This window comes from Mesorhizobium sp. Z1-4 (assembly GCF_004000235.1).
Lineage (GTDB): Bacteria > Pseudomonadota > Alphaproteobacteria > Rhizobiales > Rhizobiaceae > RCIO01.
In genome coordinates this window covers 1-20,753 of record NZ_RCIO01000003.1, presented here as the reverse complement: position 1 = coordinate 20,753, position 20,753 = coordinate 1, and the positions used below count along the sequence as shown (strand labels likewise).

At 65.4% G+C, this 20,753-nt stretch carries 24 protein-coding genes and 1 pseudogene; 18 read left to right on the top strand and 7 right to left on the bottom strand.

Going from position 1 to position 20,753, the window contains the following annotated elements:
* Position 1 precedes the first annotated feature (1 nt).
* Genes EP165_RS11560 through EP165_RS11550 form a run of 3 tightly spaced genes read left to right on the top strand, consistent with a single transcriptional unit; the run spans position 2 to position 2,129 of the window.
* Positions 2-634, top strand: coding sequence for a precorrin-8X methylmutase (locus tag EP165_RS11560; protein ID WP_127522686.1), 633 nt, complete (start codon positions 2-4; stop codon positions 632-634).
* Positions 631-1,368, top strand: a complete 738-nt coding sequence (locus tag EP165_RS11555; RefSeq protein WP_127522684.1) for a precorrin-2 C(20)-methyltransferase — start codon at positions 631-633, stop codon at positions 1,366-1,368. The genes EP165_RS11560 and EP165_RS11555 overlap by 4 nt, the downstream gene beginning before the upstream one ends.
* Positions 1,365-2,129, top strand: a complete 765-nt coding sequence (locus tag EP165_RS11550) for a precorrin-3B C(17)-methyltransferase (protein WP_127522682.1) — start codon at positions 1,365-1,367, stop codon at positions 2,127-2,129. Before EP165_RS11555 ends, EP165_RS11550 begins: the two co-directional genes overlap by 4 nt.
* Here the strand turns inward: EP165_RS11550 and EP165_RS11545 are convergent.
* Positions 2,093-2,860, bottom strand: coding sequence for a cobalt-precorrin-6A reductase (locus EP165_RS11545; protein ID WP_127523505.1), 768 nt, complete (start codon positions 2,858-2,860; stop codon positions 2,093-2,095). The two genes, EP165_RS11550 and EP165_RS11545, sit on opposite strands and share 37 nt — an antisense overlap.
* A gap of 1 nt (position 2,861) precedes the next feature.
* Here EP165_RS11545 and cbiE point away from each other — a divergent pair, with 1 nt between their 5' ends.
* From cbiE to cobM, 3 genes are read left to right on the top strand one after another with little or no spacing between them, the layout of a single operon-like run.
* Complete coding sequence (cbiE, locus tag EP165_RS11540; RefSeq protein WP_127522679.1) at positions 2,862-4,100, top strand: precorrin-6y C5,15-methyltransferase (decarboxylating) subunit CbiE; 1,239 nt, start codon at positions 2,862-2,864, stop codon at positions 4,098-4,100.
* A complete protein-coding gene (locus EP165_RS11535) occupies positions 4,097-4,483 on the top strand; it encodes a cobalamin biosynthesis protein (RefSeq protein WP_127522677.1) in 387 nt (128 codons plus the stop codon). Before cbiE ends, EP165_RS11535 begins: the two co-directional genes overlap by 4 nt.
* Positions 4,480-5,244 carry a precorrin-4 C(11)-methyltransferase gene (gene cobM / locus EP165_RS11530; protein ID WP_127522675.1) on the top strand — a complete coding sequence of 255 codons (765 nt, stop codon included), beginning with the start codon at positions 4,480-4,482 and terminating at the stop codon, positions 5,242-5,244. Before EP165_RS11535 ends, cobM begins: the two co-directional genes overlap by 4 nt.
* Here the strand turns inward: cobM and EP165_RS11525 are convergent.
* Positions 5,211-6,326, bottom strand: coding sequence for a cobalt-precorrin-5B (C(1))-methyltransferase (locus EP165_RS11525; RefSeq protein WP_127523504.1), 1,116 nt, complete (start codon positions 6,324-6,326; stop codon positions 5,211-5,213). The two genes, cobM and EP165_RS11525, sit on opposite strands and share 34 nt — an antisense overlap.
* A 53-nt stretch (positions 6,327-6,379) precedes the next feature.
* Here EP165_RS11525 and cobA point away from each other — a divergent pair, with 53 nt between their 5' ends.
* The 10 genes from cobA (at position 6,380) to arsC (ending at position 14,671) form a co-directional block, all read left to right on the top strand.
* Positions 6,380-7,180, top strand: coding sequence for a uroporphyrinogen-III C-methyltransferase (cobA, locus tag EP165_RS11520; protein WP_127522673.1), 801 nt, complete (start codon positions 6,380-6,382; stop codon positions 7,178-7,180).
* Complete coding sequence (locus EP165_RS11515) at positions 7,177-8,502, top strand: cobyrinic acid a,c-diamide synthase CobB (protein WP_127522671.1); 1,326 nt, start codon at positions 7,177-7,179, stop codon at positions 8,500-8,502. The genes cobA and EP165_RS11515 overlap by 4 nt, the downstream gene beginning before the upstream one ends.
* Complete coding sequence (cobS, locus tag EP165_RS11510; RefSeq protein ID WP_127522669.1) at positions 8,499-9,248, top strand: adenosylcobinamide-GDP ribazoletransferase; 750 nt, start codon at positions 8,499-8,501, stop codon at positions 9,246-9,248. The genes EP165_RS11515 and cobS overlap by 4 nt, the downstream gene beginning before the upstream one ends.
* Positions 9,249-9,271: 23 nt before the next feature.
* Positions 9,272-10,288 (top strand): nicotinate-nucleotide--dimethylbenzimidazole phosphoribosyltransferase, encoded by a 1,017-nt coding sequence (gene cobT / locus EP165_RS11505; RefSeq protein ID WP_127522667.1) that lies wholly within the window; start codon positions 9,272-9,274, stop codon positions 10,286-10,288.
* A gap of 129 nt (positions 10,289-10,417) precedes the next feature.
* On the top strand, positions 10,418-11,881 hold the full coding sequence (locus EP165_RS11500; RefSeq protein ID WP_127522665.1) for a tyrosinase family protein: 1,464 nt from the start codon (positions 10,418-10,420) through the stop codon (positions 11,879-11,881).
* Between the two features lie 76 nt (positions 11,882-11,957).
* Positions 11,958-12,623 carry a DUF2161 domain-containing phosphodiesterase gene (locus EP165_RS11495; protein ID WP_127522663.1) on the top strand — a complete coding sequence of 222 codons (666 nt, stop codon included), beginning with the start codon at positions 11,958-11,960 and terminating at the stop codon, positions 12,621-12,623.
* Between the two features lie 86 nt (positions 12,624-12,709).
* Entirely contained in the window at positions 12,710-13,042 is a 333-nt protein-coding gene (locus EP165_RS11490) for an ArsR/SmtB family transcription factor (protein ID WP_127522661.1), read from the top strand.
* 21 nt (positions 13,043-13,063) lie between these two features.
* Positions 13,064-13,573, top strand: a complete 510-nt coding sequence (locus EP165_RS11485; RefSeq protein ID WP_127522659.1) for an arsenate reductase ArsC — start codon at positions 13,064-13,066, stop codon at positions 13,571-13,573.
* 1 nt (position 13,574) lies between these two features.
* Positions 13,575-14,264: an aquaporin gene (locus tag EP165_RS11480; protein ID WP_127522657.1), complete on the top strand. Its 690-nt coding sequence runs from the start codon at positions 13,575-13,577 to the stop codon at positions 14,262-14,264.
* Positions 14,261-14,671: an arsenate reductase (glutaredoxin) gene (gene arsC, locus EP165_RS11475; protein WP_127522655.1), complete on the top strand. Its 411-nt coding sequence runs from the start codon at positions 14,261-14,263 to the stop codon at positions 14,669-14,671. The genes EP165_RS11480 and arsC overlap by 4 nt, the downstream gene beginning before the upstream one ends.
* 9 nt (positions 14,672-14,680) lie before the next feature.
* On the opposite strand, the gene EP165_RS11470 is transcribed toward arsC, so the two are convergent.
* The 5 genes from EP165_RS11470 to EP165_RS11450 form a co-directional block, all read right to left on the bottom strand.
* A complete protein-coding gene (locus EP165_RS11470; protein WP_127522653.1) occupies positions 14,681-15,367 on the bottom strand; it encodes an ABC transporter ATP-binding protein in 687 nt (228 codons plus the stop codon).
* Positions 15,364-16,113: an ABC transporter ATP-binding protein gene (locus tag EP165_RS11465; RefSeq protein ID WP_127522651.1), complete on the bottom strand. Its 750-nt coding sequence runs from the start codon at positions 16,111-16,113 to the stop codon at positions 15,364-15,366. The genes EP165_RS11470 and EP165_RS11465 overlap by 4 nt, the downstream gene beginning before the upstream one ends.
* Positions 16,106-17,077: a branched-chain amino acid ABC transporter permease gene (locus EP165_RS11460; RefSeq protein WP_127523503.1), complete on the bottom strand. Its 972-nt coding sequence runs from the start codon at positions 17,075-17,077 to the stop codon at positions 16,106-16,108. The genes EP165_RS11465 and EP165_RS11460 overlap by 8 nt, the downstream gene beginning before the upstream one ends.
* 5 nt (positions 17,078-17,082) lie before the next feature.
* On the bottom strand, positions 17,083-18,003 hold the full coding sequence (locus tag EP165_RS11455; RefSeq protein WP_127522649.1) for a branched-chain amino acid ABC transporter permease: 921 nt from the start codon (positions 18,001-18,003) through the stop codon (positions 17,083-17,085).
* A 157-nt stretch (positions 18,004-18,160) separates the two neighbouring features.
* Positions 18,161-19,300 carry an ABC transporter substrate-binding protein gene (locus tag EP165_RS11450; RefSeq protein WP_127522647.1) on the bottom strand — a complete coding sequence of 380 codons (1,140 nt, stop codon included), beginning with the start codon at positions 19,298-19,300 and terminating at the stop codon, positions 18,161-18,163.
* 246 nt (positions 19,301-19,546) lie between these two features.
* Here EP165_RS11450 and EP165_RS11445 point away from each other — a divergent pair, with 246 nt between their 5' ends.
* Both EP165_RS11445 and EP165_RS11440 read left to right on the top strand, forming a co-directional pair.
* A complete protein-coding gene (locus EP165_RS11445) occupies positions 19,547-20,377 on the top strand; it encodes a hormone-sensitive lipase (protein WP_127522645.1) in 831 nt (276 codons plus the stop codon).
* 42 nt (positions 20,378-20,419) lie between these two features.
* Positions 20,420-20,753: pseudogene (locus tag EP165_RS11440) on the top strand (dihydroorotase); the annotation flags it as partial.

Below are 20,753 nucleotides of genomic sequence, written 5' to 3'. Positions count from 1 at the left end.
ATTGACTACCTATGACTATATCCGCGCCGGCGACGCCATCTATGAGCGCTCCTTTGCCATCATCCGCGAAGAGGCCGATCTCGCCCGCTTCACGCCGGGTGAAGCCGATGTCGCGATCCGCATGATCCATGCCTGCGGACAGGTCGAGGCCGCATCGCATTTCGCCTTCGCTCCCGGTTTCGTGGATGCCGCGCGGGCCGCACTCGCCGCCGGCGCGCCGATCCTTTGCGACGCCGAAATGGTGGCGCGCGGTGTAACCCGCGCCCGGCTGCCGGCCGACAATGACGTGGTCTGCACTTTGCGCGACCCGCACACCCCGGAGATCGCGAAGAAGATCGGCAACACGCGCTCCGCCGCCGCCATGCATTTGTGGGGCGACCGCCTGGAAGGAGCGCTTGTCGCCATCGGCAACGCGCCGACCGCGCTCTTTCACCTGCTCGAAATGCTGGATGAGGGCGCACCGCGTCCCGCAGCGATCATAGGCATGCCGGTCGGCTTCGTCGGCGCAGCGGAATCGAAAGATGCGCTCGAGGCAAGTACTTACGGCGTCCCCTGGGCGATTGTGCGCGGCCGGCTGGGCGGTTCGGCCATGACGGCCGCAGCAATCAACGCGCTGGCGAGGCCCGGCCTGTGAGCAGCAACGCAAGAGCCCGCTTGTTCGGTGTCGGCACCGGTCCCGGCGATCCCGAATTGCTGACGCTGAAAGCCGCACGTGTTCTGGCTGAGGCCGATGTCGTTGCGCACTTTGCCAAGAAGGGCAACGCCAGCAATGCGCGCCGCATTGTCGACGCCCACATTCGGCCGGACACAATCGAGCTCCCGCTGCTCTACCCCGTCACCACCGAGGTCGAACGCACGCATGAAGACTATCGCTGCGCGATCACTGGCTTCTTCGACCGCTCGGCGCAGGAAGTCGCAGCGCATCTCGAAGCCGGCCGCTCCGTCGCGGTGCTGTCGGAAGGCGACCCGCTTTTCTACGGCTCCTACATGCACCTTCATGTGCGGCTCGCACACCGCTTCGACACCGAGGTGATTCCAGGCGTCACTGCCATGTCGGGCTGCTGGTCGCTGGCCGGCACGCCGATCACGCAGGGCGACGATATTCTGTGCGTCCTGCCAGGCACGCTGGATGAAGCGGAGCTCACGCGCCGGCTGACCGAGGCCGATGCCGCGGTGATCATGAAAGTCGGGCGCAATCTGCCCAAGATCCGCGCCGCTCTTTCGGCCGCCGGCAAGCTCGACCGCGCCGTCTATGTCGAGCGCGGCACGATGGCCAACGGCTTCGCCACGCCGCTGGCCGGCCGCGACGATGCCCCGGCGCCCTATTTCTCGATTGTGCTGGTTCCGGGCTGGAGCGGGTGGGTATGAGCGGCCGGCTTACAGTGGTAGGCCTCGGTCCCGGCAATCCGGACCAGACGACGCCGGAGGTCGCTCGCGCCATCGCCGGCGCCAGCGACTTCTACGGTTACGCGCCCTATCTCGACCGGCTGTCGCTGCGGCCGGACCAGACGCGCCACGCCTCCGACAACCGGGAGGAACTGGACCGCTCGACCGCCGCGCTCAACCGCGCATGCCAGGGCGGCAATGTCTGCGTTGTATCGGGCGGCGACCCCGGTGTGTTCGCAATGGCCGCCGCGATCTGCGAGGCGGTAGAGAACGGGCCGGACGCGTGGCGGCAGGTCGAAATCTCCGTGCTGCCCGGCATCACCGCGATGCTGGCTGTCGCCGCCCGCATCGGTGCGCCGCTCGGCCATGATTTCTGCGTGATTTCGCTGTCGGACAATCTGAAACCGTGGGAGCTGATCGAAAAGCGGCTTGCCGCCGCTGCCGAGGCCGGTTTCGTGATGGCGTTCTATAACCCGATCAGCCGGGCCCGACCGTGGCAACTCGGCAAGGCGTTCGATTGCCTGCGCGCCGTGCTTCCGGGAGATACGGTCGTGGTGTTCGGCCGCGCAGCGGGACGCCCCGACGAGCGCATCGAGATCACCGACCTCGCTGCCGCCGACCCCGCAAAAGCCGACATGGCGACTTGCATCATCGTCGGCTCGCCCGAGACGCGCAGCATCGCCCGACCGGGATTGCCACCGCTGGTCTACACGCCGCGCTTCGCTAAAGGGGCGAGCAGATGATCGACCTGCATAACCGTCTCATCGACCGATCCCCCCGAGGGCACATCGGGCAGCGCCGGTCGTGCGATCATTACGACCTCGAGCCCCAACGCACGCGCCGCCGCGATCTTGCCATAAGCTGCGGCACCGCCGGAATTCTTGGAAACGATCACGTCAATACGGTTAGCCTCAAGCAACCACTTCTCGTCGGCTTCTTCGAACGGCCCACGCGCCAGAATGTATTGCGCGTCCGGCACGCCGAGCGGCGGCTCGACTGGATCGACGGAGCGTATGAGGTAGCTGTGCTGCGGCGCGGCCTCGAAAGGCGCGAGCTCCTGCCGGCCAAGCGCAACCATCACGCGGCGCGGCTTCTCACCCAGCACATCCACCGCCCCAGCGACGCTTCCGACAAGCGTCCAGCGGTCGCCGGCGGCTTGCTGCCAGGCCGGACGGCGCAGCGCGATCAGCGGCACGCCAGCCTGCTTTGCGGCCTGCGCCGCATTGTGCGAAATCTGCGCGGCGAAGGGATGAGTTGCATCGATGAGCAGCGATATCCCTTCCGCCTTGAGATATCGCGCGAGACCTTCCGCGCCCCCGAAGCCGCCAACCCGCACGGGAACCGGCTGGGCGACAGGGTTTGCGGTGCGTCCGGCCAGCGACAGGGTGACCGCATAGTCCTCATGCGAGCCGAGCCGGCCGGCAAGAGCGCGCGCCTCGCTGGTGCCGCCCAGTATCAGGATATGGTGCTTCATCATGTCCGCTGATCCCATGCCCGTAACTGCACCAGCAACGCCATGGCTGTCCATCGTCGGCATCGGCGAGGATGGCGTCGCGGGCCTCGGCGAGAACGCGCGTAACATGATCGCCGGCGCGCAGACCGTCTTCGGCGGCAAGCGTCACCTTGAGCTCGCGGCCTCCCTGATCGCCGGTGAAGCGCGCGCCTGGCCAAGCCCCTTCGATCAGGCGGTGGCGGCAGTGATGGCGCTACGCGGCGGTTCCGTCTGCGTGCTCGCCTCGGGCGACCCGATGTTCTACGGCGTCGGTGCCACGCTGGCACGACATGTGCCCGCCGCCGAAATGTGGATCGTGCCGGCTCCGTCCGCTTTCAGCCTCGCTGCGGCGCGGCTTGGATGGGCGCAGCAAGCCGCGACTTGCGTGTCGCTGCATGGCCGCCCGCTCGCCCTGCTCCGCCCCCACCTGCAGCCCGGCCGCAAGCTGCTGGTGCTGACCTCCGACGCCGACGGTCCGACGGCGATTGCGCAAATGATCACCCGGCTCGGCTTCGGCCCCTCTCGCTTCACCGTGCTCGAAGCGCTTGGCGGAGCGCGTGAGCGTATCGCCGAAACCACCGCGGCCGCTTTCCAGCCGCGCGAAATCGACCCGCTCAATCTCATCGCCATCGAAGTCGACGCCACTCCGGACGCCCGCGCCATGCCGCTGGCTCCCGGCCTGCCGGACGACTGGTTCGAGCATGACGGCCAGATCACCAAACGCACCGTACGTGCGGCCACGATCTCGGCCCTCGCACCCAGTCACGGCGAGCTTCTGTGGGACATAGGCGCCGGCTCGGGCTCCATCTCGATCGAATGGATGCTACGCGATCCTTCGCTGCGCGCCATCGCCGTGGAGCGAGACGCCGAACGCGCCGCCCGCGTTGGCCGCAATGCCGAAGCGCTCGGCGTTCCCGGCCTCGAAATCGTCGCCGGCGAAGCCCCGGCGGCGCTCGCCGCCCTGCCCGAACCCGATGCGATCTTCATTGGCGGCGGTTGCGACGCAGCCGTACTCGACACCGCCCTCGCCCGCCTCAAGCCGGGTGGCCGACTGGTCGTCAACGCCGTCACTCTGGAAACCGAGGCGCTGCTCCTCGCCACGCATCAGGATCACGGCGGCGACCTTCTGCGGCTGGCGGTGGCGCATGCCTCTCCGGTCGGCTCGCTCACGGGCTGGCGCCCGGCGATGCCGGTCACGCAATGGTCATGGAGCAAGCCATGATCGTCGCCGGCATCGGAGCCCGCAAGAATGTCACGGCCGACGAGGTGCTGGCCGTGCTCGACGCCGCCTTGGCGACGCAAGATCTGCCCCGCGCCGCGATATCGGCGCTCGCGTCGAACAGTGCGAAATCCGCCGAGTCGGGTATCGCGGAAGCCGCAACCCGGCTTGGCATCGCCTGTCAGGGCCTGAGTGACGAGCTGTTGCGCGTGGCCGATTGCGACACCGCCACACGCTCCGACGCCAGCATCGCTGCAACCGGCCTTGCCAGCCTCTCCGAAGCTGCCGCGCTGGCCGCCGTCGGCCCAGGCGGCTCCTTGCTCGGGCCGCGCGTCGCGCTCGGCCCGGTCACCTGCGCGCTCGCCCGAACGGGAGGCGCGTCATGACGGTGCATTTCATCGGCGCCGGCCCGGGTGCTGCCGACCTCATCACCGTGCGCGGGCGCGATATCCTCGCGCGCTCGCCGGTGTGCCTATATGCCGGCTCCATCGTGCCGAAAGAGCTGCTCGATTATTGCCCGGCAGATGCGCGTCTGGTCGACACCGCACCGATGTCGCTGGACGAGATCGAGGCCGAATATGTCGCTGCCCACCGCGCCGGCTACGATGTCGCGCGCCTCCATTCTGGCGATCTTTCGGTATGGAGCGCGGTGGCGGAGCAGATACGCCGTCTGCAGCGCCGCGCCATCCCCTATACGCTTACGCCGGGTGTGCCGTCATTCGCCGCCGCTGCCGCGGCGCTCGGTCGCGAACTGACAATTCCTGAGATCGGCCAGAGCCTCGTGCTCACTCGGGTTTCAGGCCGCGCCTCGAAAATGCCGGACGGCGAAAGCCTCGCTGCCTTCGGCGCCACGGGCGCCACGCTGGCGATCCATCTGGCAATCCACGCGCTTGATCAGGTGGTGGCCGAACTGACCCCCCATTATGGTGCCGATTGCCCCGTCGCCATCGTTGCGCATGCCAGCTGGCCGCAGCAGCAGGTTGTCAAAGGCACGCTCGCCGATATCGCGGACAAGATAGCGGCGGATCCCATCGAGCGCACGGCAATCATCTTTGTGGGACGCACGCTCGGCGCCGCCGATTTCCGCGAAAGCTCGCTCTACGACCCCGCCTATCAGCGCCGGTTTCGCGGCCGGGAGGCCTCATGAACGGGTTTGAACGGCGCTTCGCCGTGCCGGTTTCCCTCGCGGTCGAAGATCAGGATTTCGAGCTCGGTGTCGGCAGGCGCCAGCGCCTCGGCCGCAGTCTCCCACGCACCTTGCGCAACCGCGTCGCCCAGAGCCACGCCAACCTCGGCTGCGTGGTCGAACGCCTCGGCAACCGTGTTGGCGGCGCGAACCTTCGCCGCCAGCGCTTCGCCGCCGCCGGCTTTCAGCGCCACCTCGGCCAGCGCGTCGAGATCGGCCTGGCCGCGCTTGGAATGCAGGTCGAGCATGCCCTGCGCGAGCTTCGTCATCTTGGCGACACCGCCCGCGATGGTCACTTTGGGCACCGGGTGCGCGCGCAGATATTTCAGCATGCCGCCGGCGAAATCGCCCATGTCGATCAGCGCCACCTCGTGCAGCCCGTGATGCTTTTGCACCGCGTTCTCGGAAGCCGAGCCGGTCGACCCCGCGACATGGTCGAGCCCCATCGCCCGCGCCACATCGATGCCGCGATGGATGGAATGGATCCAGGACGAGCAGGAAAACGGGATCACGATGCCCGTGGTGCCGAGTATCGAAATGCCGCCCAAAATGCCGAGGCGCGGGTTGAGCGTCTTCGTCGCGATTTCCGCCCCGCCCGGTACCGATATCTCGACTTCGAAGTCTGCGCCCTCCCCGGCGATCTCCGCGATCGCCTTCGCGATCATGATGCGCGGCACGGGGTTTATGGCCGCCTCGCCGACCGGGATCGGCAGGCCGGGCCGCGTGACGGTGCCCACCCCCTCGCCCGCGCGATAGGTGATGCCGGTGCCCGCAGCCCCGCGCCGCACCGTGGCAATGATCAGCGCGCCATGTGTGACGTCGGGGTCGTCGCCGGCGTCCTTCACGATGCCCACGCGCGCAAAACCCTCGCCTCGCTCGGTTTTCGCCAGCGCAAAGCCCGGTCGCTGGAGGCCGGGCAGCGTGATTTCAACGGGATCGGGAAACGCGCCGCCGCCGAGCGCCGCGCAGGCTGCTTTCGCCGCTGCCGCAGCGCAGGCGCCGGTGGTCCAGCCGCGGCGCAGGTTTCGAGCTTCGTCATCCATCACGCGATCTATAGTGGCCGCCGCGCCGCCCGTCACGAGCTGGAGATGCGCCCATGACCGGATCACAACGCATAGCCGCACTTCTTGACGCGCGGGCCAAGCTGGAGCCCGGTCATGTCTGGCTGGCCGGCGCCGGTCCCGGCGACCCCGGCATGCTTACGCTCGACGTGCTCTCCGCGCTCGCCCAGGCCGATGTGGTGGTTTACGACGCGCTCGTCGACAAGAGCATTCTCGACCTTGCCGAAGGCGCGGAACTGGTCTTTGCAGGAAAGCGCGGCGGCAAACCTTCCGCCACCCAGGACGACATCACCGCCCGCCTCATCGCCTATGCGCGCGATGGCCGCCGCGTGCTGCGGCTCAAGGGCGGCGACCCGTTCATCTTCGGCCGAGGCGGCGAGGAAGCACTTGCGCTGGTCAAGGCCGGCATTCCCTACCGCATCCTTCCGGGTGTCACCTCCGCGCTGGCTGGTCTGGCCGAGAGCGGCATTCCGGCCACCATGCGCGGCATCAACAAGGCGTTCACGCTGGCCACCGGCCACGCTGCCGGCACGCCGGACGATCTCGACTGGGGGGCGCTCGCCCGTACCGGCCAGCCGATCGTCGTTTATATGGGCCTGAAAAACCTGCCGATCATCGTCAAAGCGCTTCTGGGCGCCGGGCTCGGGCCCGACACACCGGCAGCCGTGATTGCCTCCGCCACCACGGCAGCAAAACGCATCGTCACCGGCACCCTGTCCACCATCCATGCCGATGCGACCGAAGCCGGGCTCGAAGCACCGGCGATCATCGTCATTGGCGACATCGTTTCCATGCGCGACATGCTTCTCGCACTGCCGACCGAGCCGACGGCATGACCGCACGCGGACTGATCATCGGCGCGCCGCGTTCCGGCTCCGGCAAGACGACGATCACAATCGGGCTGCTCCGCGCGCTGGCTCGTCGGGGGCTGACGCTGCGCGGCGCGAAGTCCGGTCCGGACTATATCGATCCCGGCTTCCACGCTGCCGCCACCGGCACACCCGGCCTCAACCTCGACAGCTGGGCCATGCACCCCGAGCTTCTGCGCAGCCTTGCGGCGGAGGCGGCACACAGCGCCGATGTCCTAATCATCGAAAGCGCGATGGGCCTGTTCGACGGCATTCCTTCCGACAGCGGCCGCTCGGGCGCTGCCGCCGATCTCGCCCGCGATTTCGGCATTCCGGTGCTTCTGGTTCTCGATGTTTCCGGCCAGTCGCAGACCGCCGCCGTCGTCGCATCGGGATTTGCCGGCTTCGACCCGCGCGTCCGGATCGCCGGCGTCGTGCTCAACCGCGTCGGCAGCGAGCGGCATGTGCGCCTCGCGGGCGAGGCAATCGAGAAGCGCGGCATTCGTGTCGTCGGCGCGGTGCCGCGTGACGAGGCAATGCAACTGCCGGAGCGCCATCTCGGTCTCGTCCAGGCCGAAGAGCATGCCGGCATCTCGGATCACATCGATCGCCTCGCCGACGCGATTGAAAATGCGATCGACCTAGACGCCGTGCTCGAGATCGCCGCCCCGGTAGCAATCCCGTCCGGCAGCGATGGAGCCGCCCTTTCTCCTCCCGGCCAGCGCATCGCTATTGCACGCGACGCCGCCTTCACTTTTGTCTACCCGCATGTCGCCGCACATTGGCGCGCGGCGGGCGCGGAGCTCGTCCCGTTCTCGCCGCTTGCCGACGAAGCACCGGCGCAGGATTGCGACGTCTGCTGGCTGCCGGGCGGCTATCCCGAGCTTCACGCCGGAAAAATTGCATCTGCTGCGCGCTTCAAGACCGGCATCGCCGACTTCGCCCGCACGCGCCCGGTCCATGGCGAGTGTGGCGGCTACATGGTTCTCGGCAAGGCGCTGGAAGATGCGGACGGCGTTACGCACGAAATGCTCGGCCTGCTCGGCCATTCCACCTCATTTGCAAAGCGCAAGATGAACCTCGGCTACCGCCGCGCGACGCTCGCGCATGATTGCGTGCTTGGCGGTAAGGGCGAGGTCGTGCGCGGCCACGAGTTCCACTATGCGCGCGTCACCCAGGCCGGCAACGATGAGCCACTGGCATCGATCGCCGACGGTCAGGGCCGCGAAATCGGGCCCTCCGGCGGCAGGCGCGGCCATGTCAGCGGCAGCTTCTTCCATGCCATCGCCCGCGACGAGACAGCCCGATGAGCGGCCCGTTGTCCGATTTCGCAGCCTGCGTCGGCTTCTACACCCGCCTGCCGGTCGCGGTTCTCGGAACCCCTTCGGAAGATTTCGCCCGCGCGCAATGGGCGGCTCCGCTGGCCGGTGCCGCGGTCGGCGTTATCGGCGGCTCCGCGCTTCTCGTCGCCGCATGGGCGGGCCTGCCGCCGCTCGTCTGCGCGTTGCTGGCCGTCGCCGCCACGATGCTGGTCACCGGTGCGCTGCATGAGGATGGTCTGGCAGACACGGCAGACGGTCTCGGTGGCGGCGCGACCCGCGAGCGCAAGCTTGAAATCATGCGCGACAGCCGCATCGGCACCTATGGCGTGGCAGCCCTCGTCTTCTCGATCCTGTTGCGCGTTGCTGCCCTCGCCGCACTAGCGCCTGTTCCCGCTATTGCTGCACTCATCGCCGCGCATATGGCCGGCCGCGCAATGATCCCGCACTTTCTGGGTTCCCTGCCCCCCGCCCGCGATGACGGCCTTTCGGCCAATGTCGGCGCCATCGGCGAACGCACCGCCGCAATCGCGCTCGCCATTGGAGCGGCGGCTCTTCTCCTGCTGCTCGGCCCCATGACGACGCTCGTCGCCGCGACCTTGCTCGCCGCCTGGTTCGTATTCCTCAAGGCACTCGCACAGCGCCAGCTCGGCGGCCACACCGGCGACATCTGCGGCGCGCTGGAACAGGGCGGCGAAATCCTCGTGCTTTTGGCCGTCGCCGCGGCTTTTCATTAGACCGGAAGGTGGAAGGACATCTGATGACCGAATTTGCCAGTCTCGAAGCCCTGCGCGAGGCCTGCCTTAACCTTCCCGAAGGTGACGAAACCGCCGCCCAGGCAACGCGCGAGCGGCAGGGCACGCTCACCAAGCCGCCAGGCAGCCTCGGCCGGCTGGAAGATCTCGTTGCGTGGCTCGCCTGCTGGCAGCACCTGCCGCGCCCGCGGCTCGATCATGTCGAAATACTCGTCTTCGCCGGCTCGCACGGCGTGGCCGCCCGCGGCGTCTCCGCCTTCCCGGCCGAAGTCACCGCGCAGATGGTGGCGAATTTCGCCGCCGGCGGCGCCGCCATCAACCAGCTCGCGAAAGCAGTCGACGCCGAACTCTGCGTCGTGCCGCTCGATATCGAGCACCCGACAGCCGACTTCACCCAGGGGCCCGCAATGACGGAGGCTGAATTCCTGGCCGCGGTCGCAACCGGCTATGACGCGGTGAAGGATCATGCCGACATCGTCTGCATCGGCGAGATGGGCATCGCTAACACCACCGCCGCGGCGGCGCTGTCGGCCGGTCTTTTCGGCGGCGATCCTTCGACATGGGTCGGGCGCGGCACCGGCGTCGACGATGCCGGCCTGAAGCGTAAGGCGGAGGTCGTCGGCGAGGCGCTCGAGCTCCACCGCAACCATCTCGGCGATCCCCTGCAGGTGGCGATGCGCCTCGGCGGGCGTGAAACCGCGGCCATGATGGGCGCCGCACTCGGCGCACGCCACCGCTGCAAGCCGCTCATCGTCGACGGTTTCGTTGCGACGGCGGCGGTCGCGCCGCTGGTCAAGCTCAATCCGCGCGCCACCGGCCACATGGAGGCTGGTCACGTCTCGGCCGAAGCCGCGCACCGCGCCTTGCTTGAACATCTCGGGCTGAAGCCGTTGCTCGACCTCGGCATGCGGCTTGGCGAAGGCTCGGGCGCCGCCCTTTCGGTCTCCATCGTCCGCGGCGCGCTCGCCTGTTTCGACGGCATGGCGACGTTCGACCATGCCGGCGTATCCGACAAGAGCTGAATTTCTTGGAAATAATAGATGTTCGAATACTTGCATCTATTGATCATCTTCGCGCCACTGCCAAGACTCAACATTCACAGCGTTTAACTATATTATGCCTTCAGTTTAATTTCTGACGGGAGGCGGAGTATGGCAGACAAGGAGATAAAGAACCCCACCTACATCGAGCACATTCGGCATTTCTTTGAAGAAATCGACCACGCCCACATGTGGGCAAAAAACATCGATCTTTCGACATATAAAGGTCTCTTCGATCAGGGACCGAATGTCTATTTCCAGACGCTTCCCCCCAATGCAAACATGCCGAAAGACCCGGCGCGCAAATGGAGCCAGCAGCGGTCGGACACTTACAAGAACTGGATAGCGCAAGGATATCCGTTCGGCACCGCCAAGCCCGCTCCGCTTAAAGTCGACAAGGCGCCGCGTATCCGCAAGGATGTCGACAGCCTATCCGAACAGGAGATTGCCGACCTGTCGAAGGCGTTCAGCGGCATCATGGCGCGCGCACCCGGCGACAGCGACAGCTATTTCGCGCTTGCCGGCCTGCACTGGTATCCGGCGCCCACCTTCTGTCAGCACCATGTCGACAAATACAATCCCTGGCACCGTGCATACCTGCTCAGGTTCGAGGATGCGCTGCGCTCGGTCGAGGGGTGTGAAAACGTAACACTGCCGTACTGGGACATCACGAAACCGCCAGCCGATTTTCTCTTCAAGGCGCCCTTCTCGGGCTACAAGCTGCCGCAAGACATTCACCCTGCATACCCCGCCGGCTACCAGACCAGCCGTTTCACCAAGAGCCGCATCGTCAAGAACGTCGCCGACGAGGACATCGCGGACAAGATCGCCAACGCCATGGTCCAGACCACCTGGGGCGACTTCATTTCCTACACGAGCGACGGAATTGAGGCCGCCCATGACCACGGCCACGGCGCCATCGGCGAAACGCTTTCGACACCGGATGCGGCCGCTTTCGACCCGATCTTCTGGTTCTTCCATTCGAATTGGGACCGGCTTTGGTGGGAATGGCAGAAACGCTTGCAGGCCACGACTTACTGGACGTTCCGCAGCACGATCCAGGGCAGCACCGTGTTTCTGGAACCGCCCTTCGACGACCTGCGCCCCTTTGCACTGACGTCTGGCCAGACTATCGATTCCATCGCGCTGGGCGTGGGCTATGAACTGCAGAAAGCCGGGGCGGAGAGCCTCGTGGCCATGCAGAACAGGTCCGTTGGCAGCCTCGCTGCTGGCAAAGTCATGGCCATACACGATGAGTCACTGACCTCCATTCGCCTCAAAGGCATCGACCGCACAAAGATACCCGGCAGCTTTCGCGCCGAACTCAAGGCCGACGGCAAGAAGGTCGCGCATCGCACCTTCTTTCAGTCGACACAGCCGCAAACCTGCGAAAACTGCCGCAAGAATGCGCTCATCAACCTTGACTTCAGGGTTCCGCTGAAGGCCATCCGCAACAAGCGGCTGGATGTGGAGATTCATACGCTGGTGACACAGGAAGGGCTCGGCTCGCGCTTCCCGCTGCATGCTTGCGGCAACCCGACCCTCAATGCGCGGCTTCTGCTCGAAGGCGGTTGATCGGTCCGCCCGGATTCCTGTCGCAGGTCCGAGCGGTTATCATCTCCCCCGATTGCGATTCGAACCGGGCGGCGCATTGCGGGAAACCTCACTCTACGAGCCGGTCAAGGCTTTCCTTGAAGGCCTGGGCTTCGCCGCGAAGGGCGAAATCGGCGGTTGCGACATCGTCGCCGTCAATGGCGACGATCCGCCGATCCTGGTCATCTGCGAGCTCAAGCTACGCTTTAATCTCGAACTGGTGCTGCAGGGTGTGGAGCGCGCCGCCGCCTGCGACGAGGTCTGGCTCGCCGCCAAGCTTTCCGCCGGCCGCAAGGGTCGCGAAAGCGACACCCGCTTCCGTGCGCTGTGCCGGCGTCTGGGCTTCGGCATGCTGGGCGTTGCCGACAGCGGCGAAGTCAGCGTCATCGTAAGCCCCGTCTCGCCCTTCCCGCGCAACAACCGAAAAAAGCGCTCCCAGCTTTTTCAGGAATACACCCGCCGCCGGGGCGACACCGCGCGCGGCGGTTCGACACGACAGCCGATCATGACGGCATACCGGCAGGAAGCCATTGCATGTGCCAACGCCATGCTCGACGGCCCGCTGCGCCCGCGCGATCTGAAACCGCTTTCAGCCCGCGCACAAAACATCCTGCGGCACAATTTCTATGGCTGGTTCGAACGTGTCGACCGGGGGCTCTATGCCCTCACTCCGGTCGGACGCGAAGCGATCTCGAACTTTCAAGAGCCGGCTGACGCGGCCTGAAAACACGGGTCGAGCTACTGATCGAGGCTTGACCCCGCCCACGCGCGGGATTATCCGTTTCTCAAAATATCGAGAAACTTGGATATATGGATAAGAGTTCATCCCTCGCCGCGCTTGCCGCTCTCGGCCAGAAAACCCGGCTCGACGTGTTCCGTCTTCTTGTTCGCAGTGGCGCCGAAGGCCTGCCGGCTGGCGAAATCGCCCGTCAGCTGGGCACGGTGCAGAACACCACCTCAGCGCACCTCAAAGTGCTTGACCACGCTGGGCTGATCCGCGCCAAGCGCGACGGGCGTACCATCCGCTACGTCGCCGACATGACCGGCTTCCGCGATCTGCTCGCCTACCTGATGGAAGACTGCTGCAACGGCCGGCCGGAGCTGTGCCGGCCTGTCATCAATGCGATTGCCTGCGACTGCTAGGTCTCACGGAGGAGACATGCCATGAGCGATCAGACCTATAACGTGCTTTTCCTGTGCACCGGAAATTCGGCCCGCTCCATCATCGCCGAAGCGATCATCAACCGCGTCGGCATGAGCCGTTTCAAGGGTTATTCGGCGGGTTCCCAGCCCAAGGGCGAGGTGCACCCCTACACGCTGGATCTGCTGAAAAGCCTCAACCACGACATCGCCTTCGCGCGCTCCAAGGATTGGCTGGAATTCGCCGAACCCGGCGCGCCCGAGCTGGATTTCGTTTTCACCGTTTGCGACAACGCCGCTCAGGAGGCCTGCCCGGTATGGCCCGGCCAGCCGCTGACCGCGCATTGGGGCGTGCCTGATCCCGCGGCGGCGGAAGGCAGCGAAGCCGAAAAGCGCTTTGCCTTTTCCGATGCCTACCGCATGCTCAACAACCGCATTTCGATCTTCACCTCGCTGCCGCTCGCTTCGCTCGACCGGCTGGCGCTGCAAAAGCGGCTCGACGAAATCGGCAGCGAACGCCAAGAGGCCGGCTGACATGCAATTCGACATTTCGCGCCGCCTCGCTGCCGAGGCGCTGGGCACGCTGCTGCTCGTCTGCACCGTCGTCGGCTCCGGCATCATGGCCGACAGGCTCACCGACGATGTCGCCCTTGCATTGCTTGGCAACACCATCCCCACCGGCGCGATCCTGGTCGTGCTGATCACCATTCTGGGGCCGGTGTCGGGCGCGCATTTCAACCCGGCGGTTACGGCGGCATTCCTGATGCGCCGGGAGATCGAGCCGGTTGCCGCCCTCGCCTATGTCGTTGCGCAGGTCGCGGGCGGAATTCTCGGCGCAATCGTCGCGCACGCCATGTTCGAGCTGCCGCTGCTGCAGGCCTCCATGACGGCGCGCACCGGCACGGCCCAGTGGTTTGCCGAAATCGTCGCCGCCTTCGGCCTCGTCTTCACGATCTTCGCCGGCATTCGCTTCCGGGCCGACTCGGTACCCTGGCTGGTCGGTTTGTACATCACCGCGGCGTACTGGTTCACCGCCTCCACCTCCTTCGCCAATCCCGCGGTGGCCATCGCGCGCGCCTTCACCGACACCTTTTCCGGTATCCGCCCGGTCGATGTGCCGGGCTTCATCGTCGCCGAACTTGCCGGCGCTGTGCTCGCCGCCCTGCTTGCCGGCTGGATGTTTGGCGGGCTCTATGCCAAACCGCAGGCGGAGGCAGCCGAATGACCGTCACGATCTACCACAATCCGAAATGCGGCACGTCGCGCAACACGCTGGCGATGATCCGCCAGTCTGGCGAAGAACCCGAGATCATCGAATATCTGAAGACCCCGCCGTCACGCGAAAAGCTGGTCGAGCTGATCGCGGCGATGGGTATCGCGCCGCGCGATCTGCTGCGCCGCAAGGGTACGCCCTATGACGAACTCGGCCTCGATGATCCCAAATGGAGCGACGACGAGCTGATCGACTTCATGGTCGAACATCCGATCCTGATGAACCGGCCCGTAGTGGTATCGCCGCTCGGCGCCAAGCTCTGCCGGCCGTCCGAAGCAGTTCTCGACATACTGCCCGATGCGGATATCGGCTCTTTCACCAAGGAAGACGGCGAGGTGGTCGCACCGAAGGCCGGTTAGGCCAGTGCGTCAGACGCCGAGATAGCGGTCCTGCAGTTCGCCGGTCAGGTCGCCGGGCTTTCCGGCCCACACCGTCAGCCCGTTTTCCAGCACCGTGCAGCGGTCGGCAACCGGCAGCAGTTCCGGCAGCGTCTTGTCGACGATCAGGATCGCTTCGCCCTCCGCTTTCAGCTTGCGGATCGACGCCCAGATGTCGTTGCGGATCACCGGCGCCAGACCCTCGGTCGCCTCATCGAGGATCAGCAGCTTCGGGTTGGTCATCAGCGCCCGCCCGACCGCCAGCATCTGCTGCTCGCCGCCCGACAGCGTGTTCGCCATCTGGCTGCGGCGCTCCGCAAGCCGCGGGAAGAGCTGCGTGACGGTTCTGAAATCCCATTTGCCCGGGCGGGCGGTGGCAACGAGGTTTTCCTCCACCGTGAGCGCCGCAAAGCAGCGGCGCCCTTCCGGCACAAGACCTATGCCGAGCTTCGCCACACGGTGCGGCGCCATACCCTTTAGCGCTCTACCCGCGAAATGCACTTTCCCGCCAAACGGCGGCGTCAGGTTGCAGATGGCGCGTATCGTGGTGGTCTTACCCATGCCGTTGCGGCCCATCAGCGCCACAACCTCGCCCTCGGCGACTTCGAGGTCGACGCCGAACAGCGCCTGGCTCTGGCCATAGCCGGCCTCGATCCTTTCGAGTTTGAGCAGCGTCACGCCTCGTCTCCCAGATAGGCCCTGCGCACTTCCGGATCGGAGCGGATTTCGTCCACCGTGCCGGTGGCGATCACCCGGCCGTAGACCAGCACCGAAATACGGTCGGCCAATGCGAAGACGGCGTTCATGTCGTGCTCGACAAGCAGGATCGGCGCTTCCTCGCGCAGCCCGTCGAGAAACCCGGTCAGGCGGCTGGATCCTTCAGGCCCCATGCCGGCCATCGGCTCATCCAGCAGAAACGCCTTGGATTTCATTGCCAGCGCAATGGCGATTTCCACTTGCCGTCTTTCGCCATGCGACAGCTCGGCCACTGTCACGTTGGCGCGCTCGGCAAGCCCCGCGCGTTCAAGCGCCGCCATCGCCGGCTCGATCAGCGAGCGGTCGCGCATCACAGGCCGGAAGAAGCGAAAGCTCGACCCGGAAACTGCCTGCACCGCGAGCATGACGTTTCTGAGCGCGGAGAATTCGAGCGCCAGCGACGAAACCTGAAACGTTCGCCCGAGCCCGAGCCGCGCCCGCTGTGCCACGCTAAGCGCGCCGACGTCGCGGCCGTCGAAGCTGATACGCCCCCTGTCGGGCCTGATCGTACCGGCGATCTGGCTGATCAGGGTCGTCTTGCCGGCGCCGTTCGGCCCGATCAGAGCATGGATCTCGCCAGGCTTGAGGTCGAGGGTGACATGGTCGGTCGCCCGCAGCGCGCCGAAATTCTTCACCAGCTCGTCGATGGCAAGGATCGCCTCAGCCATGCCGCGCCCTCCCCGCCACAAGCCCGATCACGCCGCCGCGCGCAAACAGCACCACTCCGAGCAGGATCAGCCCCAGGAAGAACTGCCAGCGCTCGGTGATGCCGCCCAGCCAAAACTCCAGAAGCACGTAGAGTGCTGCCCCCACCACCGGCCCAAACAGCCGCCCGACACCGCCCAGAATGATCAGCACGATCAGCTCGCCCGACATCTGCCAGGACAGCATCGACGGGCTGACAAACCGGTTGAGGTCGGCAAACAGCGCCCCTGCGAGCGCGGTGAACATGCCTGAAATGGTGAATGCGATCAGCCGGACCCGGTAGGGTGGAATGCCCACCGAGGCGACACGCACATCGTTCTGCCGCGTCGCCTGCAACGCTGCACCGAAGCGCGAGTCCGCGAGCAGCCTGAACAGCAGCAGCGCCAGTCCCAGAAGCGCATAACACAAAAGGAAGTAGGACAGCGGATTGAGTGTATTGAGGCCCGGAAACTGGTTGCGCACGTAGATCGGCAGTCCGTCTTCGCCGCCATAGGCCGGCCACGAGATGGCGAAGTAGAAAATCATCTGGGCGAAGGCCAGCGTGATCATGATGAAATAGACACCCGCCGTGCGCAGCGTGATCAGCCCGATCAGAAACGCCGCGAAGCCGCCGAACAGAACCGCGACGATCCAGATGACCGGCATCTGCTGTGTTCCGGGCAGGCCGAAGATCAGCGGCGTGCCGGCAAATGCGTGGCTGGCCAATATGCCCGCCGCATAGCCGCCAACGCCGAAAAAGGCTGCATGGCCGAACGAGACGAGGCCGCCAAGCCCGAGCGCGATGTTGAGCCCGACAGCAGCGAGCGAGAGGATCGCGATGCGCGTCGCCAGCGTCACATAGAAGGTCTCGCCGGCATAGTTCGCGGCAATGGGCGCGGCGAGCAAAAGCAGCGCAATTACGATGTTGAAGGCCGTTTCGCGGGTCATCATCGTCACGCCTGCGCCGGGAAAAGGCCGCGTGGCCGCACCGCCAGCACCACCGCCATCAGAAGGTAGATCAGCATCGAGGCAACCGCGCCGCCGATAAGTGCTGCCTGCGAGGGCGGCAGAAACAGCGTCAGCATCTGCGGCAGCAGAAAGCGCCCCATCGTATCGGTAACCCCGACCAACACCGCGCCGATCAGAGCGCCGCGGATCGAGCCGATACCGCCGATCACGATGACCACGAAGGCGAGGATCAGCACCGGCTCGCCCATGCCGACCTGCACCGACTGGATTGCACCGACCATCGCTCCGGCGAGCCCGGCAAGTGCTGCCCCGAGCGCGAAGACCAGCGTGTAGAGCGTCGCGACATCGACGCCGAGTGCCGCGATCATCTCGCGGTCGTTTTCGCCGGCCCGGATGCGCATGCCGAGCCTCGTCTTCGAGATCAGCAGGTAAAGCCCCACCGCAACTGCTACGCCGACGCCGATGATCGCCAGCCGGTAAAGCTGGTAACGCGAACCGCCGGGCAGCGGCACGGTGCCCTGCAGCAGCGGCGGAATGTCGAGATAAAGCGGCACCGAGCCGAACAGCCAGCGTGTACCTTCAGACATGATAAGTATCAGCGCGAACGTCGCCAGCACCTGATCGAGGTGATCACGCGCATAAAGCCGGCGGATAACGGCAAGTTCGATGATCGCCCCCGCAGCTGCCGCGGCTGCCATGCTGGCAACAAGGCCGAGCCAGAACGAACCGGTCCAGGCCGCGACGACCGCACAGGCAAACGCGCCGACCATGTAGAGCGACCCGTGCGCCAGATTGATCAGCCCCATCACGCCGAAAATCAGCGTCAGCCCCGCCGCCATGAGAAACAGCATGACGCCGAATTGCAGGCCGTTCAGCAATTGCTCCAGGAAAAGTGCCAGCGTCACGCCTCGCCCGCTTTCTGGATGATCGCATTCGGAGCGGCGACATTCGCCCGCGCTCCGGTCACGACCGGCACGCAGCCGGTCCTGGCGATTGGTTCGGAGGACATCTGCGGACGCTGCTTGCGCGCCCGCAGATCGGTTTCAGGTAGCGCCAGCCGGCTTACATGCCGCACTGGGCAGCGTAGGCGTCCTGATGGTCCTCGAAGGCGGTGGCGACGATCTTGTTGGTGATCACGTCGCCTTCCTTCACCACCTCGCGGACATAAATGTCCTGGATCGGGTGGTTGTTGTTGCCAAACTTGAAGTCGCCGCGAACGGACGCGAACTCGGCAGCCTTGAGAGCTGCGCGGAAGGCGTCGGCATCGCTCACCGAGGCCTTGCCCATGGCGGAGATGATCAGGTTGGCCGTGTCGTAGCCCTGGCTCGCATAAAGCGAAGGCAGACGGCCATATTCGGCCTGGAACGTCTCGACGAACTTCTTGTTGGCTTCGTTGTCGATGTCCTTGTTCCACTGCGAGGAGTTCTTCACGCCAAGTGCCGCTTCGCCGACGGCGCCGAGAATGTCCTGGCTGAACGAGAAGGCCGGTCCCATGGCCGGGATGCCGACATCCGACTGCGCATATTGCTTCATGAAGGCGATGCCCATGCCGCCGGGCAGGAAGAAGAACATGGAGTCGGCACCCGAAGCGCGGATCTGCGCGATTTCGGCTGCGTAGTCGGTCTGGCCGAGCTGGGTGTATACTTCACCCGCCAGTTCGCCCGTGAAGAACCGCTTGAAGCCGGCGAGAGCGTCCGTGCCCGCCGGGTAATTCGGCGCCATGATGAAGGTCTTCTTGTAGCCGGCATCATTCGCATATGCGCCCATCGCCTCATGCAGATTGTCGTTCTGCCAGGCGACGTTGAAATAGTTTTCATGGCACTGCGCACCGGCCAGCGGCGACGGGCCGGCATTGGGCGACAGGTAGAATTTGCCCTGCGCCGTCACGCTCGGAACCACGGCCATGGCGAGGTTCGACCAGATGATGCCGGTCAGAATGTCGACCTTGTCGCTCTGGATCATCTTGTCGGCGAGCTGAACCGCGATTTCAGGCTTCTGCGCATCATCCTCGATCACGACCTCCAGGTCGCTGGCGCCCGCGTTCTTCACAGCCAGCATGAAACCGTCGCGCACGTCGATGCCAAGTCCGGCGCCGCCGCCCGAAAGCGTCGTGATCATGCCGACCTTGACCGGTTCGGCGAACGCCTGGGCCGAAAGGCCTAGCGAAAGTCCGAGCACTGTTGCTGCCAGAATCTTCTTCATTTGTTGCTGCTCCCATTTGCCACTCGATACGCATCTTCGCGAACGCGATGCGTGCGCCCATTGTTTGTAGATTATTGCGGGCTCGTTGCGTAGCTTCCACAGTTCCGCAAAAATATCCAGATATTTTATGCTTAAAGCGATAATTTCCTGCGTGCCCAAAATGACGTTGAACCGCCCCGGACGCCTTGGCCTGCGCCTTGGCGGGCGCTATGCAATCGCACGCATACGAAAGATCGGGGCCCGCAGATGATCCTCCATTCAGTGACCGACTGGGATGCAGCTTACGCCAATATGCCGAACATACCCGGCGGCGAAGGCTACCCCGATATCTGGGCGCCCGCCGCCCAAGCTTACCGTTCCGAGCTGGAATCGAAAAGCCGCGCCAGGCTGGGTCTCGTCTATGGCGATGGGGAGCGCAACCGCTTCGATCTGTTCATGCCAGTGGGCGAACCGGAAGGCCTCGTCGTCTTCGTGCATGGCGGCTACTGGATGCGCTTCGATGAAAGCTTCTGGTCCCACCTTGCGCGCGGCTCGGTCGAAACCGGCTGGGCCGTCGCGATGCCGACTTACACACTGACGCCGCAGGTGCGTGTCTCGGACATCACAAACGAGATCGGCAAGGCAGTGGAGACGGCAGCCGGCATGGTCGGGGGGCCGATCCGGCTGACGGGTCACTCCGCCGGCGGCCACCTTGTCACCCGTATGATCTCCGCCACATCGCCGCTGCCCGCCCCTGTGCAGGCGCGTATTGCCCACACCGTCTCGATCTCGGGCGTTCATGATTTGCGGCCGCTGCTCAATACAGGGCTGAACGAAACGCTGCGGCTGGACGATGCCGAGGCCGCGTCCGAAAGCCCCGTGCTGCTTGCCCCTGCCCCCGGCGCGCGCCTCACTTGCTGGGTCGGCGCAGGCGAACGGGCGGAGTTCCTGCGCCAGAACGCGCTGCTCGCCAATGTCTGGACCGGCCTGGGTGCCGCGACCGCAATCTATGAGGAGCCGGATCGCCACCATTTCAATGTCATCGATGGGCTTGCCGAGCCTGCCCATCCCCTCACCCGCACCTTGCTTACGGCCTGAAAAANGCCTGACGACTGGCATTTGCATTTGCGGGATGGGTCGATGCTGGAAGCGGTGCTGCCGTACAGCTCGTCCGGGTTTGCCCGCGCCATCATCATGCCCAATCTGGTGCCGCCGGTGGTGACGGTGAAGGACGCGGTGGCCTATCGCGAGCGGATTGTTGCCGCCCTGCCCAAAGGTCATGACTTCACGCCGCTGATGACGCTCTATCTGACCGAGCAGACCGACCCGGCCGATGTCGCTGCAGGTTTTGCGGATGGGGTCGTGACAGCGGTGAAGCTCTACCCGGCAGGTGCTACCACCAACTCGCAGTCGGGCGTGCGCGATATCGAAAAGGCCATGCCCGTCCTTGAGAAGATGGCCGCGATCGGCATGC

Coding starts and splice junctions, on each gene's coding strand:
- EP165_RS11550 (WP_127522682.1), top strand. CDS start 1,365: ATGAGCGGCCGGCTTACAGTGGTAGGCCTCGGTCCCGGCAATCCGGAC.
- EP165_RS11545 (WP_127523505.1), bottom strand. CDS start 2,860: ATGAAGCACCATATCCTGATACTGGGCGGCACCAGCGAGGCGCGCGCT.
- cbiE (WP_127522679.1), top strand. CDS start 2,862: ATGTCCGCTGATCCCATGCCCGTAACTGCACCAGCAACGCCATGGCTG.
- EP165_RS11535 (WP_127522677.1), top strand. CDS start 4,097: ATGATCGTCGCCGGCATCGGAGCCCGCAAGAATGTCACGGCCGACGAG.
- cobM (WP_127522675.1), top strand. CDS start 4,480: ATGACGGTGCATTTCATCGGCGCCGGCCCGGGTGCTGCCGACCTCATC.
- EP165_RS11525 (WP_127523504.1), bottom strand. CDS start 6,326: ATGGATGACGAAGCTCGAAACCTGCGCCGCGGCTGGACCACCGGCGCC.
- cobA (WP_127522673.1), top strand. CDS start 6,380: ATGACCGGATCACAACGCATAGCCGCACTTCTTGACGCGCGGGCCAAG.
- EP165_RS11515 (WP_127522671.1), top strand. CDS start 7,177: ATGACCGCACGCGGACTGATCATCGGCGCGCCGCGTTCCGGCTCCGGC.
- cobS (WP_127522669.1), top strand. CDS start 8,499: ATGAGCGGCCCGTTGTCCGATTTCGCAGCCTGCGTCGGCTTCTACACC.
- cobT (WP_127522667.1), top strand. CDS start 9,272: ATGACCGAATTTGCCAGTCTCGAAGCCCTGCGCGAGGCCTGCCTTAAC.
- EP165_RS11500 (WP_127522665.1), top strand. CDS start 10,418: ATGGCAGACAAGGAGATAAAGAACCCCACCTACATCGAGCACATTCGG.
- EP165_RS11490 (WP_127522661.1), top strand. CDS start 12,710: ATGGATAAGAGTTCATCCCTCGCCGCGCTTGCCGCTCTCGGCCAGAAA.
- EP165_RS11485 (WP_127522659.1), top strand. CDS start 13,064: ATGAGCGATCAGACCTATAACGTGCTTTTCCTGTGCACCGGAAATTCG.
- EP165_RS11480 (WP_127522657.1), top strand. CDS start 13,575: ATGCAATTCGACATTTCGCGCCGCCTCGCTGCCGAGGCGCTGGGCACG.
- arsC (WP_127522655.1), top strand. CDS start 14,261: ATGACCGTCACGATCTACCACAATCCGAAATGCGGCACGTCGCGCAAC.
- EP165_RS11465 (WP_127522651.1), bottom strand. CDS start 16,113: ATGGCTGAGGCGATCCTTGCCATCGACGAGCTGGTGAAGAATTTCGGC.
- EP165_RS11460 (WP_127523503.1), bottom strand. CDS start 17,077: ATGACCCGCGAAACGGCCTTCAACATCGTAATTGCGCTGCTTTTGCTC.
- EP165_RS11450 (WP_127522647.1), bottom strand. CDS start 19,300: ATGAAGAAGATTCTGGCAGCAACAGTGCTCGGACTTTCGCTAGGCCTT.
- EP165_RS11445 (WP_127522645.1), top strand. CDS start 19,547: ATGATCCTCCATTCAGTGACCGACTGGGATGCAGCTTACGCCAATATG.